Origin of the sequence: Streptomyces calidiresistens, from assembly GCF_014141525.1 — a bacterium.
Taxonomy (GTDB): domain Bacteria; phylum Actinomycetota; class Actinomycetes; order Streptomycetales; family Streptomycetaceae; genus Streptomyces; species Streptomyces calidiresistens.
On sequence record NZ_VKHS01000055.1, the window covers coordinates 1 to 13,537 of the forward strand.

Annotated in this window: 13 protein-coding genes; 7 read left to right on the forward strand and 6 right to left on the reverse strand. The window is 74.3% G+C overall.

The genetic code is table 11. The features are described from left to right. Positions 1 to 160: 160 nt before the first annotated feature. From FOE67_RS04605 to FOE67_RS04615, 3 genes are all read right to left on the reverse strand, one after another. Positions 161 to 1,036: a heme ABC transporter ATP-binding protein gene (locus FOE67_RS04605; protein WP_182660683.1), complete on the reverse strand. Its 876-nt coding sequence runs from the start codon at positions 1,034 to 1,036 to the stop codon at positions 161 to 163. After that, positions 1,027 to 2,151: a FecCD family ABC transporter permease gene (locus FOE67_RS04610; RefSeq protein WP_438874183.1), complete on the reverse strand. Its 1,125-nt coding sequence runs from the start codon at positions 2,149 to 2,151 to the stop codon at positions 1,027 to 1,029. The genes FOE67_RS04605 and FOE67_RS04610 overlap by 10 nt, the downstream gene beginning before the upstream one ends. A gap of 62 nt (positions 2,152 to 2,213) precedes the next feature. Beyond that, positions 2,214 to 3,245, reverse strand: a complete 1,032-nt coding sequence (locus tag FOE67_RS04615; protein WP_194443945.1) for a heme/hemin ABC transporter substrate-binding protein — start codon at positions 3,243 to 3,245, stop codon at positions 2,214 to 2,216. Positions 3,246 to 3,404: 159 nt separating this feature from the next. Between FOE67_RS04615 and FOE67_RS04620 the strand changes: the two genes are divergently transcribed. From FOE67_RS04620 to FOE67_RS04630, 3 genes are all read left to right on the forward strand, one after another. Then, positions 3,405 to 5,015 carry an HtaA domain-containing protein gene (locus tag FOE67_RS04620; protein WP_182660708.1) on the forward strand — a complete coding sequence of 537 codons (1,611 nt, stop codon included), beginning with the start codon at positions 3,405 to 3,407 and terminating at the stop codon, positions 5,013 to 5,015. Positions 5,016 to 5,082: 67 nt separating this feature from the next. Then, positions 5,083 to 6,903, forward strand: a complete 1,821-nt coding sequence (locus tag FOE67_RS04625) for an HtaA domain-containing protein (RefSeq protein ID WP_182660687.1) — start codon at positions 5,083 to 5,085, stop codon at positions 6,901 to 6,903. Between the two features lie 336 nt (positions 6,904 to 7,239). Further along, complete coding sequence (locus tag FOE67_RS04630) at positions 7,240 to 7,671, forward strand: peptidoglycan-binding domain-containing protein (RefSeq protein WP_228473543.1); 432 nt, start codon at positions 7,240 to 7,242, stop codon at positions 7,669 to 7,671. Positions 7,672 to 7,803: 132 nt separating this feature from the next. Here the strand turns inward: FOE67_RS04630 and FOE67_RS04635 are convergent, their stop codons facing one another. Further along, complete coding sequence (locus FOE67_RS04635) at positions 7,804 to 8,457, reverse strand: biliverdin-producing heme oxygenase (RefSeq protein WP_323384216.1); 654 nt, start codon at positions 8,455 to 8,457, stop codon at positions 7,804 to 7,806. Positions 8,458 to 8,658: 201 nt separating this feature from the next. Continuing rightward, complete coding sequence (gene map, locus FOE67_RS04640; RefSeq protein WP_182660693.1) at positions 8,659 to 9,525, reverse strand: type I methionyl aminopeptidase; 867 nt, start codon at positions 9,523 to 9,525, stop codon at positions 8,659 to 8,661. 52 nt (positions 9,526 to 9,577) lie between these two features. On the opposite strand from map, the gene FOE67_RS04645 reads away from it, so the two are divergent. The 3 genes from FOE67_RS04645 to FOE67_RS04655 all read left to right on the forward strand — a co-directional run bounded on the left by FOE67_RS04645 (position 9,578) and on the right by FOE67_RS04655 (position 11,007). After that, positions 9,578 to 9,853 (forward strand): hypothetical protein, encoded by a 276-nt coding sequence (locus FOE67_RS04645; RefSeq protein ID WP_182660695.1) that lies wholly within the window; start codon positions 9,578 to 9,580, stop codon positions 9,851 to 9,853. A gap of 102 nt (positions 9,854 to 9,955) precedes the next feature. After that, entirely contained in the window at positions 9,956 to 10,693 is a 738-nt protein-coding gene (gene npdG, locus FOE67_RS04650; protein ID WP_182660697.1) for an NADPH-dependent F420 reductase, read from the forward strand. Positions 10,694 to 10,803: 110 nt separating this feature from the next. Further along, positions 10,804 to 11,007, forward strand: a complete 204-nt coding sequence (locus FOE67_RS04655; RefSeq protein WP_182660699.1) for a hypothetical protein — start codon at positions 10,804 to 10,806, stop codon at positions 11,005 to 11,007. Between the two features lie 89 nt (positions 11,008 to 11,096). Here the strand turns inward: FOE67_RS04655 and panB are convergent, their stop codons facing one another. Beyond that, a complete protein-coding gene (gene panB, locus FOE67_RS04660) occupies positions 11,097 to 11,987 on the reverse strand; it encodes a 3-methyl-2-oxobutanoate hydroxymethyltransferase (RefSeq protein ID WP_182660701.1) in 891 nt (296 codons plus the stop codon). A 465-nt stretch (positions 11,988 to 12,452) separates the two neighbouring features. Here panB and FOE67_RS04665 point away from each other — a divergent pair, with 465 nt between their 5' ends. Next, positions 12,453 to 13,514: an endonuclease/exonuclease/phosphatase family protein gene (locus FOE67_RS04665; protein WP_182660703.1), complete on the forward strand. Its 1,062-nt coding sequence runs from the start codon at positions 12,453 to 12,455 to the stop codon at positions 13,512 to 13,514. Positions 13,515 to 13,537 lie beyond the last annotated feature (23 nt).

The following is a 13,537-nucleotide window of genomic DNA, read 5'->3' on the forward strand; positions in this document are numbered from 1 at the left end:
GGGATCGACCCCCGTACGGCGGGGAGTGACCCGGATCACGCCCCTCGGCGGCTCCCGTCGGCTTCCCGGGGGTGCCGGCGGGCCGCGCCGCGAACGCCACCGCGCGTTCGGTCGGGCCGGCGCGTTCCTCCCCCACCCCGGGGTGCCGCCCGGCAGCCGCTCACCGCGCGGCGCGCACCGGCACGACGAGCGGGGCCCCGGTGTCCGGATGGCGCAGCACGTCCACCGGTTGCCGGTAGACCTCGCCGATCAGCTTCCCCGTCAACACCTCCCCGGGAGGCCCGTCGGCGACGATCCGTCCCTCGTGCAGCACCACCACCCGGTCCGCGTACGCCGCCGCCAGGGCGAGGTCGTGCAGGACGACCACCACCGCCTCACCGGCCGCCGCCCGCTGCCGGCACAGCCGCAGCACCAACTCCTGGTGGCGAAGGTCCAGCGCGGCGGTCGGCTCGTCCAGCAGCATCAGCGGGGCGCGCTGCGCCAGCACCCGCGCCAGGGCCACGCGGGCCCGCTCGCCCCCGGACAGCTCGGCGAAGGACCGTCCGGCGAAGGCGGACACCTCGGTGGCGGCCATGGCCGCCGCGACCACCGCGTCGTCCCGGTCCCCGGCCGGGGTCCCCGCCCACGGTGCGCGCCCCATCCGCACCACCTCGGCCACGGTGAACGGGAAGGAGAGCGTCGCCGATTGGGGGAGCACCGAACGCCGCAGCGCCAACTCCCGGGCACGCCACCCGGCCGCCGGACGACCGCCCAGGAGCACCTGCCCGGTGTCGGCTGGGGTGTCGGCGGCCAGAACGGACAACAGGGTGGATTTCCCGGCGCCGTTGGGGCCGACGAGCACCACCACCTCCCCCGCGACGACCCGCAGCGAGGCGTCCACCAGCACCGCCCGGTCGCCGCGCCGCACCCCCGCCGACCGCGCCTCGGCGAGGACATCGCCCGGGGACGGCGGCGCGGGCGGTTCCACGGCGGCCGGCAGCAGTGCCTCGCGCACCGCGTCCCGGCGGCGCTCCCACGATGCGGGACTCACGCCCATCCCCCCTGTCGACGTCGGGTCCGGCGCAGCAGCCAGAAGAAGAAGGGACTGCCGATCAGCGCCGTCAGCACGCCCAGCGGCATCTCCGCCGGCGCGGCGACCGTACGGGCCGCCAGGTCGGCGGCGAGCAGCACCAGGGCGCCGGCCAGCGCGCTGCCGGGAATCAGGAAGCGGTGACCCGGCCCGGCGGCCATCCGCAGCAGGTGCGGCACCACCAGCCCGACGAAGGTGATGATGCCCGCGACCGCGACCGCCGCCGCCGTCAGCAGAGCCACCACCACGATCAGCGCGATCCGCATCCGCTCCACGTCCACGCCCAGGTGACGGGCCGGCCGCTCGCCGAGCGAGAGCAGGTCCAATCGCCGGGCGTACGCCGGCGCGACCAGCAGGCCGAGGGCGGCGCACGGCAGGACCGCGAGCACCTTGGGCCAGGTGGCCTGTGCCAGGGAGCCGAGCTGCCAGAAGGTGATCTCGGAGATCTGGGCGTTGTCGGCGAAGAAGATGCCCAGGCCGATGAGGGCGCCGGCGAAGGCGTTGACCGCGATGCCGGTGAGGATGAGGGTCACCACCTCGGTGCGGCCGGCCGACCGGGAGAGGACGTACACCAGCAGCACCGTCACCAGGCCCGCGACGAACGCCCCCACCGTGACCGTCCAACTCCCCAGCACGGTCAGGCCGAAGGCGATCGAGGCCACCGCCCCCACGGCCGCGCCGGAGGAGATGCCGATGACCCCCGGCTCCGCCAGCGGGTTGCCGAACACGCCCTGCATCAGCGCTCCGGCACATCCCAGGGAGGCGCCGACCAGCAGGGCCAGCACGATCCGGGGCAGCCGGATGTTCCACAGCACGCTCTCCGGCACCTGCTCCAGGGGCGCGCCGCCCACGCCGAGACGGTGCGCGGTGGAGGAGAGGATGTCACCGACCGGGATGTGGTACGCGCCGATGCCGGCGGAGAGCAGGGAGAGCAGCAGCACCCCGGCCGTCAGGCCCAGGGTCAGCAGGACCGTCGTGCCGCGCGGACGCCTCCCGCCGGCGGGCTTCGTCGACCCCGGCGTCCGGGGCGCCGCGTTCCCGTCGTCCGCCACCGACAGGGCGTCGCGTCCCGCTTCGACGATCGGGACGGGAAGGGGAACGGGAAGGGGGACGGGGGAGCCGGCGGCGACTCCCCGCGCGGTCGTCACGCCCCCTCCTTCGGGGCGCCGTGGATCTGCTCGGCCAGGCTCGCCAGCACCTCGTCGGTGCGCGGTCCGTAGTTCAGCAGCACGCCGTCGTCGATGTTCGCGACCCGGCGGTTCATCCCGGCGGGAGTCTCGGCGATGCCGGGGATCTCCAACAGGCCGTCCACCCCGCCCACCGAGGTGAGTCCCTTGGTCATCACCAGGATCACGTCCGGGGCTGCGGCGGCCAGGGCCTCGCTGGTGATGGGGGTGAAGTCCTTCTCCAGGCCCGCCTCCGCGCCCGCGTCCACGGCACCGGCGGCCTCGATCAACGAGCCGGCGCCGGACCCCGCGCCCCCGATGAGGTACACCGAGGCGGAGCCGCGCAGGTAGAGGAAGGCCACCCGGGGCCGGTCGGACTCCGGCACGTCGGGCAGCCCGGCGCGCACGGCATCGATCCGGCCGGTGGTCCGCTCGATCAGGGCCTCCCCGGCCTCCGGAACACCCAGGGCCTCGGCGACCGCCCCGATCCGGGAGGTCACATCGGGGAGTTCGTCGGCGGTCTCGAAGACCAGCAGCGGGACGCCGGCCGCGCGGATGCGGTCGATCGCCTCCTCGGGGCCGGTGGTGTCCTCGACCAGCACCACGTCCGGGTGCAGGGACAACACGCTCTCGGCGGACACCTCGTGGCCCCGGGTCACCAGCGGGAGATCGGCGGCCTGTTCGAAGGTGGCGGAGACGTCCCGGGCCACCACGTGGTCACCCAGTCCCAGGGTCCACACGATCTCGGCCAGGGATCCGCTGAGCGGAACGATCCGATCGGCGGCGGTCACGGTGACCTCGGCACCGTCGGCGGAGGTGACGGTGACCGGCAATTCCGGTGCGGGGGCCGGGCCCTCCAAGGGTTCCACCCGGTCCGCGGTCGCCCCGGCGGGGGCCGGTCCCCCCGCGGTGTCACCGGCCCCCGGGGCGGAGGTGTCGGTGGTGCCGCACCCCGCGAGCAGAGCCGCACCGAGGAGAACGGCGATCGGGGCGCCGAGTTTCGCCAGCAGTCCTGACCGTGTCCACACCTGGGCTTCCGCCTTCCGTACCGGGGTTTCGCACAACCGTGCTCGTGGCTTAGGTTAGCCTAACCTTGGTCGGCCGGATTTCGGCGGCTCGGTTTCCCGGAGGTATGTCCCGTGTTGCCCAGATCCGCCCGCCCGGCACCGATGTCGGGCGCCGCGTTCCCCGTGGCGGTCCTCGCGCTCCTGATGGTGGTCGTCGCACTGCCGCCGGCGCTGCTTCCCGCCCGAACCGCCCACGCCGCCGAACTCACCCTCTCCGGCGGGCGCCTGGACTGGGGCATCCGCTCCTCCTTCCTCACCTACGTCACCGGCCCGGTGGCACAGGGGAGTTGGAGCCTGTCCGGTGGGGCCGGAACGATCGGTTCCGACCGGTTCCGGTTCCACTCGGCACAGGGCACCTACGACCCCGACAGCGGAGCGGTCCGCGCCCGCTACACCGGCGGCGTCCACTTCGTCGGTCACCGGGACGACAACGGGGAACACCGGCTCGACCTGACCATCGCCAACCCCTCCGTCTCACTGGTCGGCGGCTCCGGCACCCTCTACGCCGACGTGCGCAGCCGCGACCGCGACACCGGTCGGGTCACGCAGAGTTCACAGGTCGCGCTGGCCTCCCTCGCCCCGGGCGGGGTGGACCTGCGCGGCGGCTCGCGGGTCGTCCTCACCGACGTTCCCGCGACCCTCACCGCCGAGGGCGCCGCGGCCTTCGCCGGCTACTACGTCGCCGGTGACCCGCTCGACCCCGTCAGCCTGACCGCCGACGGCGTCGTCCCCGCCGCCGACCCCGATCCGGCCCCGCCGGCGCAGGAGCCGGAACCGGAGGGCGCGCGGGAGGAGGACGCCTCCGGGCGGGAGGCCGACGCGGAGGAGGAGACGGAGGAGGGCACCGGCACCGAACTCCACGACGCGATCGTGGACTGGGGGGTGCGGCGCACCTTCCGGGAGTTCGTCACCGGACCCATCGCCGAGGGGGCCTGGAGCACGGGGGACGGAGCCCTCGACGGCGGCGCGCTCTTCCGCTTCCCCGACGGCCGGGGCGAACTCGACGCCGAGGCGGGCACCGCCCGCGCCGGATTCACCGGGACCCTGCACTTCACCGGCACCGACCTGGACCTGCGCCTGGCGGAGCCGGTCGTGGAGATCGCCGACGGGACCGGCACCCTGAGCGCCGAGGTCACCGTCGCCGACGGGGAGCCCCGCACCCTGCCCGTCGTCACCTTCGAGGCGTCCGAACTCACCGCCGAGGACGACCTGGTGCTCCTCTCCGAGGTTCCCACCGTCCTCACCGGGGAGGGCGCGGAGATCTTCGGCGGCCTCTACGCCCCGGGGACGGAGATGGACCCGATCACGGTCGCCCTCGCCCTCTCCGAGGAGGCCGAACTCCCCGCCCTGCCGGACCTCGGGAGCGAGCCGCCCGCCGGGGAACCGGCCGCCGAGCCGGAACCGGCGGCCGTCCCGGAGCCCGAACCCGCCGCGAGCGACACGGACTCCGGCCTCCCGACCATCCCCCTCCTCGTCGGGGCGGCGCTCCTGCTGTCGCTCCTCGCGGCCGGTATCCCGCTGTGGCGCCGCCGGCGCCGCTCGGCGGAACCCACCGACCCCGCGACCGACGGGGACCACGAGGGGTCCGACCCCACCGGGACCGACGGGGCCGGTGCCGCCGCCGAGGGCGACGACACCCCCGACCCCGCGACCCCGCGCAAGGACCCGGGGAGCCCGGCCGGTGACCCCGTGCCGGACGCCCCCGCCCGGTGACCCCGGACGGAACCCCACCCCCACACTGCGACCGATCCCTTCCGGTACCCAAGGAGAACACCCGACCATGACCGCCCACCCGGTCCGCACCGCCCGCCGGGGCGCGCTGCTCCTGGCCGCCGCCACCGCCACCGTCCTCTCGGCGACCGCCCTCACCGTTCCCGTGGCCGCCGCCGACGACGGCAACGGCCGGCCCACCTTCATCGGGCTGGAGAACGGCACCCTCGACTGGGGGATCAAGCAGTCCTTCCGCAACTACCTCGGCCTGCCCTTCGTCGGCGGCTCGATCACGGTCGGGGACGGCGCCGGGCGCAACGCCGACGGCACCTTCCGCTTCGTGGACGGCGCCGGCACCTACACCATGGCCACCCACGGTGTGGACGCCGGCTTCAACGGCAGCGTCCACTTCACCGGTCACCACGGCGACCTGGACCTGGAGTTCTCCGACCTGCGGTTCGTCTCCGACCGGGTGAGCGGCAGCATCCTCGCCGACGTGACCGCCAACGGCGAGACCTCGCAGGACGTGCCGATCGCCGAACTGGACATCGCCGGTGCCACCCGTGGTTCGCAGAACGGCGCGATGGTCTTCGGCGACATCCCCGCCACCCTGACCGAGGAGGGCGCGGCCGTCTTCGCCTACAACGGCAACCCCTTCTACGCCGCCGGGGACGCGCTCGACCCGGTCACGCTGACCATCTCCACCGCATCCTCCGGTGGAGGCAACGGCGGGTCCGGCAACGGTGGTTCCGGCAACGGCGGGTCCGGCGACAACGGCGGCTCGGACGGTTCGGGTGACAACGGCGGGTCCGAGGGGCCGGGCGACACCGGCAACGGCGGCTCGGACGGGCCCGGTGACACGGGCAACGGGGGCTCGAACGGCTCGGGCGACAACGGTGGGTCCGGTGACGACGGCGGGTCCGACGGGTCCGGCGGCAACGGCAACGGCGGTTCGGGCGACCCCGGTGGTAACGACGGGGGTTCGGAGGGCTCCGGTGACGGTTCGAACAACGGCGCCGGGGACGACGGCGGCACCGACGGCTCCGGCGGTGGCGACGGGGTCCCCTCCGGCACCATCGAGGACGGCGTCCTGGACTGGGGCGTCAAGCAGTCCTTCCGCTCCTACGTCACCGGCCCGATAGCCTCCGGCCGGGTCGAACTGTCCGACGGCGCCACCGGGAACGGCGCGGGCAGCTACCGCTTCCCCGACGGCAGCGGTGACCTGGACGCGGAGGAGGAGACCGTCTCGGCCGGTTTCCGGGGCACCGTCACCTTCCTCGGCCACGAGAAGGCCGACGGCGAGTACGAGCTGGAGCTGAAGTTCTCCTCGCTCGCCGTCGAGCTCAACGGCACCTCCGGCGAGCTGATCGCCGACATCTCCTCCAAGGACCGGGCGACCGGTGAGGTCACCGAGGCCACCGGCGTCACCGTGGCGAACCTGACCGTCCCCGCCTCCGCCCTCACTGTCGAGGACGACCTCGTGGTGCTGGAGGACCTGCCGGCCGTCCTGACCGCCGACGGCGCGGAGGCCTTCGGTGGCTTCTACGCGGCGGGTGACGACCTCGACCCGGTCAGCGTCGCCCTCGCCCTGGCCGAGGGCGTCGACCTGCCGGACCCCGGCTCCTCCTCCGGCGGCACGGGCAACACCGGCGGGGCCGGCACCGGCGGGGCCGTGGGCGGCGCCGGTACCGGTGGCCTCACCGGCGGCGCCGTGGGCGGCGCGCTCGGCGGCGGGGCCCTGGCCTCCACCGGCAGCAACCTGCCCACCTCGGCGCTGGTCGGCGGCGCGGTGACCCTCGCGGCCGGTGGCGCGGTGGCGCTGTGGGCCGTGCGCCGGCGCTCGGTCGCCGCCTCCGGCGCGGGGGTGACCGCCGCCGGGCCGGCGCTCTGACCACCGGGGCCCCGGGCCCCGTGCGCGACCGTACGACCGGAGGGGCGGTGTCCGCCCGGCTCCGACAGGCCGGGCGGACACCGCCCCTCGTCGTGCGCTCCCGCCGTCCGCGGGCCTCCTCCCGTATCCGAACGGGGGCCGGGGGCCGAGAGCGCCCGATCGCGTGCCCACCGGACCGGGGCCCGCCGTACCCCCGTCATGCCGGCGACGCACCACCGTTCCCCGGTCCCCCCGGCGCGGGGAGGTGTCCCGCGGGACGCCCCGCGTCCCCGTCGGCGGTCTCGTGGTCGAGCCGGCCGCCGTGGTCGGTTCCACCCGATGGATGGGGGACCACGCATGCGCACCCCGACGAGGACCGCGGTCACTCCGACCGCCGGATCGGCTGTCGCGCCTCCGCGGCCGACCGCACGGCCCGCCGACTCCGTCGTCCCGGTCGCGGTGGTCAACCTCGGCCCGACCACCGACGAGGCGAGGAAGCTCCAGTCGTACCTGCGTACCTTCTACTTCCACGACTCCACCGGGTCAATCGACGGGCAGTCGGGGACCAACAGCTGGAAGGCGATGCAGCGCAGCCTCGGGAACTTCGGCTACACGGGGGCGATCGACGGGGTTGTCGGTGGCGGCACGATCTCCGCGCTTCAGCGCCTTCTCCGGTCGTACGGCTGTGACGGCCGTATCGACGGCATCGCCGGACCGGCGACCCGGGCCGCGTTCAAGATGTACGCGACCACCCGCTGGGACGGTGACATCCCATCGGGGCCCGGGTAACGGTTGAGCCGTTGTTTCCCGGCCGGACGGCGCCGGGGCGTTTCGCGTCCCTCCGCCGGTGGTGCCTCCCGGCACGCGCCGCCGGCCCCCGCGACACCGTGTCGCGGGGGCCGGCGGGTTGTCACCGGGGGCTCAGCGGGCGAACGCCGTGCCCAACTCCCGGAAGACGGCGGTGTTCAGGGAGAACGCCCGCTTGCACTCCTCGACGATCCGCAGCTTCTCGGCGTCGTCCACCGGCACCGCGTCCAGGCTCGCCCGGTACTCCCGCTTGAAGGCGGCCGGGTTGCCGATCCCCTCGAAGACGTAGAACCGCACGCCGTCGCCCTTGCGGGCGAAGCCCCAGGTCTTCTCCGCCGTGCCCCGGATGATCTGACCACCCGACAGGTCACCCAGGTAGCGGGTGTAGTGGTGGGCGACGTAGCCGCCCGGCCACTCCCGGGCCACCTCGTCGATCCGCGCCGCGTAGGCCGCCGTGGCCGGCAGCGGCCGGAGCCCCTCGCGCCACCCCGAACCGCCGTGCAGGTGGTCCAGGTCCCGGCCCAGGGACTCCCGGCGGGACAGTTCGGGGCGGATGAAGGGACCGGCGACCGGGTCGGCCGCCAGGCGCCCGGTGTGCCGCTCCAGTGCCTCGTAGACGAACCACAACTGCTCGGTGTAGCGGGTGTAGGCGTCCACGCCCAGCCGGCCGCCCAGCATGTCCCCCATGAAGGTGGAGTTCTCCGCCTCGGTGTGCTGCTCGTGCGAGGCGTCGCGTATCAGGGTGGAGAAGGGGACGGCGTCAGTCACGGCGGACACAGCGGTCACAGGGGCCTCCGGATGGGGCGGGAGGCGCGGCGGGCACGCCTCGTGGACCCCCATCCTCGCTACTTAGGCTTACCTAAGTCAAGTTCCCGACGTGCTGTCGGGAAGATTGCGTGGCGGGGGTCGTGCGGGGCGTCGCGCGGGGCCCGGTCACCGGGACGGGCCACCGGGAGGGCGCGGGGGCGCTCAGGGGAGGGTGAGGATCTCCGCTCCCTCGTCGGTCACCAGCAGGGTGTGCTCGAACTGCGCGCTCCGCTTCCGGTCCCGGGTGACCACCGTCCAGCCGTCGTCCCACATCTCCCACTCGTGGGTGCCCAGCGTCAGCATCGGCTCGATGGTGAAGGTCATCCCCGCCCGCATCACGGTGTCGGCGTTCGGGTCGTCGTAGTGCGGGATGATCAGACCGGAGTGGAACGAGGTCGAGATGCCGTGACCGGTGAAGTCCCGCACCACGCCGTAGCCGAAACGCTTGGCGTAGGACTCGATCACCCGACCGATGACATTGATCCGCCGACCCGGCCGCACCGCCTTGATCGCCCGGTTCAGCGACTCGCGGGTGCGCTCCACCAGCAGGCGCGACTCCTCGTCCACCGCCTCCTCGCCGCCCACGAAATAGGTGGCGTTGTTGTCTCCGTGCACGCCGCCGACGTAGGCGGTGATGTCCAGGTTCACGATGTCGCCCTCGCGCATCACCGTGGAGTCCGGGATGCCGTGGCAGATGACCTCGTTCAGCGAGGTGCACAGCGACTTGGGGAAGTTCCGGTACCCCAGCGTGGAGGGGTAGGCGCCGTGGTCGCACAGGAACTCGTGGGCCACCGCGTCCAACCGGTCGGTGGTCACGCCGGGCGCGATGTGCGAGGCGGTCTCCGCCAGTGCCCGGGCGGCGAGCCGACCCGCGACCCGCATCCGCTCGATGGTCTCCTCGTCCTGCACCTCGGGCCCCGAGTACGGGGTCGGTGCGGGCTTGCCGACGTACTCCGGCCGCGGGATCGCGGCGGGTACCGAACGGTGCGGGGAGAGGGTGCCGGGAACGAGGAGCGACTGCGCAGACATGCCACCGAGTGTAAGCGGCGTCGTTCCGCCCACCCGGGGGCAGAATGACCGCATGGGCCTCTTCTCGATCTTCCGCCGCGACACCTCCGGCAAGCCGGGGGAGTGGTACTACTGCCTGCGCCACGGCAGGGTGGAGGAGGGGCCGGACTGCCCGGCGAAGGACCGGCTGGGCCCGTATCCCGACCGGGCCGGCGCCGAGCGGGCCCTGCGCACGGCCCGGGACCGGGACGAGGAGTGGCGCACCGACCCCCGCTGGAACGACAACCCCGACCATCCCGACAACGGACCGGCGGGCGGCTCCCCGGACCCCGGTGCGACCGGGCGCTGACCCCGGCGCGATCCGCGGGCCCCGGAGGTGCGCGGAGGATCGCAAGGGCCCGGGGTGGCCCGGCTCACGGCCCCGCGCGTCGTCCTTTGACAGGATGCGATCATGACTGCCAACGACGCCCCCAACGACGCCGCCCCGGGTCCGGCCACCGGGAAGACGGCCAGGGACCCATGGGACCTGCCCGATGTCTCCGACCTCACCATCGGGGTGCTCGGCGGCACCGGTGACCAGGGCCGGGGTCTGGCCTACCGCTTCTCCCGGGCCGGCCACCGCGTGATCATCGGCTCCCGCTCGGCGGAGCGGGCCCGCGAGGTCGCCGCCGACGAGCTCCTCGCCGGCACCGGCGTGGAGGGTGACGACAACGCCGGGTGCGCCCGCCGTTCCGATGTCGTGATCGTCGCCGTCCCGTGGGGCGGGCACGCCGCCACGCTCACCGCCCTGCGGGAGGAGCTGACCGGCAAGCTCGTCGTGGACTGCGTCAACCCGCTCGGCTTCGACAAGAAGGGCGCGTACCCGCTGCGTCCGGAGGAGGGCAGCGCCGCCGAGCAGGCCGCCGCGCTGCTGCCGGACTCCCGGGTCACCGCCGCCTTCCACCACCTCTCGGCGGTCCTGCTGTGCGACCCCGGGGTGGCGGAGATCCCGATCGACGTGATGGTGCTGGGCGAGGCGCGGGCCGACTGCGAGATCGTGCAGGCGCTGGCCTCGCGGATCCCGGGCATGCGGGGTGTCTTCGCCGGGCGGTTGCGCAACGCCCACCAGGTCGAGGCACTGGTGGCCAACCTCATCTCGGTCAACCGGCGCTACCGGGCCCACGCCGGCGTCCGCCTGACCGACGTCTGAGGGCTCCGGGGACCCGGCGGGCCCCGGGGGGACCGCCCCCGGCCCGCCGGATCGGGCGCCCCGGGGGAGAATGAGGGGGTCAGCCGTCCCCGATGTCCGGAAGCGCCTCCATGTCGCAGCCCCTGCCCCCCACCTCGGCCCGTCGCTTCTCCGTGCAGGCCCTCATCGTCTGCGTGGCCGCCCTGGTGGCGGCGGTGGTCGCCTTCAGCCGGGGGAGTTGGCTGGGCATCATCTGGATCCTGTTGGCGGGGTTGGCCTCCAACCTGGCCTGGTACTACCACCGGCGGGCCCGCCGCGAGCGCGGCGGGCCCTGACCCGGTCGTCCCGGAGCCGCCCGGGCGCCGCCCGCCCCCGAGGGGACGGGCGGCGCCCGGTCCTTCGCCCGGCGGCCCGGGCGGGACGGTCAGCGGAAGGAGTGCTCGGGGGCCGGGTAGGTCCCGCCCACCACGTCCTCGGCGAAGCCGCGGGCCGCGCCCGCCAGCACCTCCCGCACCCGGGCGTACTCCTTGACGAAGCGCGGCCGGCGACCCCCGGACCAGTCCGTCATCCCCGCCATGTCGGTCCACACCAGCACCTGGGCGTCGCACTCGGCTCCCGCCCCGATGCCCACCGTGGGGATGTGCAGGCTGCGGGTGACCTCGGCCGCCAGGTCGGCGGTCACCAGCTCCAGCACCACCGCGAAGGCGCCGGCGTCCTGCACCGCCTTGGCGTCCCGCAGCAGTTGCTGGGCGGCCTCCTCGCCGCGCCCCTGCACGGGGTGCCCGCCGTAGGCGTTCACCGACTGCGGGGTGAGGCCCACGTGGGCCATGACCGGGATCCCCGAGCGCACCAACAGGTCGATCTGCTCGGCGGAGCGTTCCCCGCCCTCGAGCTTGACCGCCCCGACGCCGGCCTCCTTCATCAGCCGGGTCGCGTTGCGCAGGGCCTGGACCGACCCCTCCTGGTAGCTGCCGAAGGGCAGGTCGCCCACGACCAGGGCCCGCCGGGTGCCGCGCACCACGGCGGCCGACAGCATCAGGACCTGCTCCATGGTGACCGGGACCGTGCTGTCGTACCCCAGGTGACAGTTGCCCATGGAGTCGCCGACCAGCAGCACCGGGATGCCGGCCTCGTCGAAGACCGAGGCGGTCATCGCGTCGTAGGCGGTGAGCATGGGCCACTTCTCGCCGCGCCGCTTGGCGGCGGCGATGTCCCGCACGGTCACGCGGCGGTTGGTGGTGCCGCCGTACAGACCGGTTCGGGAGGTGTCGTCCCCGCCGGGGGTGGAGTGGGCAGGGGTGTGCGTCCGCGTCATCGCAGTACTCCGTTTCGTCGTCTCGAGGCGCCGTCACGGCGTCCCCGGATCCCCTCCATGGTCGCATCCCCGTTCGGACCCGGAAAACCCCGGAACTCCCGGAAAACCCCGGGAAACGCGATCCCGGACCCCGCGGCACCCCCGACCCCGGGACGACGGTCGGGGAACCGGCCCGGCGGGAGCGGCGTCCGGGTGCCCGACCGGAACCCCGGGGACCGCCCGGGGCCTCCCCGGCACCGGGGGCCGGGGACCCGTTCCGCGCGGGGGAGCGGACCGCGCCGACGGTGGCCCGACCGGGGTTGGTAGCGTCCGCCCCGGGGCAGGTGGACCACGGTCCCGCCCCGGTCGACGGGGGACGGGCGGACCGGGGCGAGGCGGCTTTTCCGGCACCCACCTCCCCCGGAGGTGGGTCGAGGACATACGGTCCACCTCACGGCACAGCGGCACGGTCAGTGAGGGTGACAGATGGCAGACAGCGACAACCCGTCCGTCCCGGAGGGAGAGGTCCGGCGGTCCCCCACCGCCACGGCGGCCGAGGAGCCGCCCGGCACGGCCCCGGTCGACGGCGCGCCGCCCCGTCGCCGCAGTTGGCGGGACAAGGCGGAGCGCTGGCGGCGCGGCAAGTTCGTCATCGTCGCGGCTCTCGCGCTCTCCGCGATGATGCTGCTGCACTCGCGCATCCCCAACGCCATCGGCAACCTCGGCAGTCTGGTGCAGACCTTCCTGCCGTGGTTCGGGCTGTTGGTGCCGCTGCTCCTGGTGGGTGCGCTGCTCAGCCGGTCGATCACGGCCGTGGTGGCGGTGACCGTCTCGGCCCTGGTGTGGATGAACCTGTTCGCCGGTCTCCTGGTCGACAAGACCGGTGAGGGCGGCGCGCTCACGGTGGTCAGTCACAACGTGGACGCGGAGAACCCCGATCCGACCGCCACCGCCCGCCAACTGATGGAGAGCGACGCCGATCTGATCGCCCTCCAGGAGATGCCCCGCGGGGAGTTGGCCCTGTACGCTGCCACTCTCGGCGAGGAGTACCCCTACGCGGCCGTGGAGGGCACGGTCGGCCTCTGGAGCCGATACCCGCTGGCGGACACCGAGCCGGTGGACCTCGGCCTGGGGTGGACCCGGGCCCTGCGCACCACCGCCACCGTTCCGGAGTTCGGCGACATGGCGGTCTACGTGGCACACCTGCCCTCGGTGCGGGTGCAGTTCCGCGCCGGGTTCACCGCCGGGCAGCGCGACGACTCCGCCGACCGACTGGCCCGGGCCATAGCGGAGGACCCGAACGAACGGGTGATGTTGCTGGGTGACCTGAACGGCACCGTGAACGACCGGGCGCTGGCCCCGCTGACCTCGCAGCTGCGGTCCACACAGGGCGCGGCGGGCGCCGGCTTCGGCTTCACCTTCCCCGCCGAGTTCCCGGTGACCAGGATCGACCACATCCTGGTGCGGGAACTGGAGCCGGTCTCCTCCTGGTCCCTGCCGGGCACCGGGAGCGACCACCGGCCGGTGGCGGCGCGGCTGGATCCCTGAGCCGTCCCCCGGTGGCGCGGATC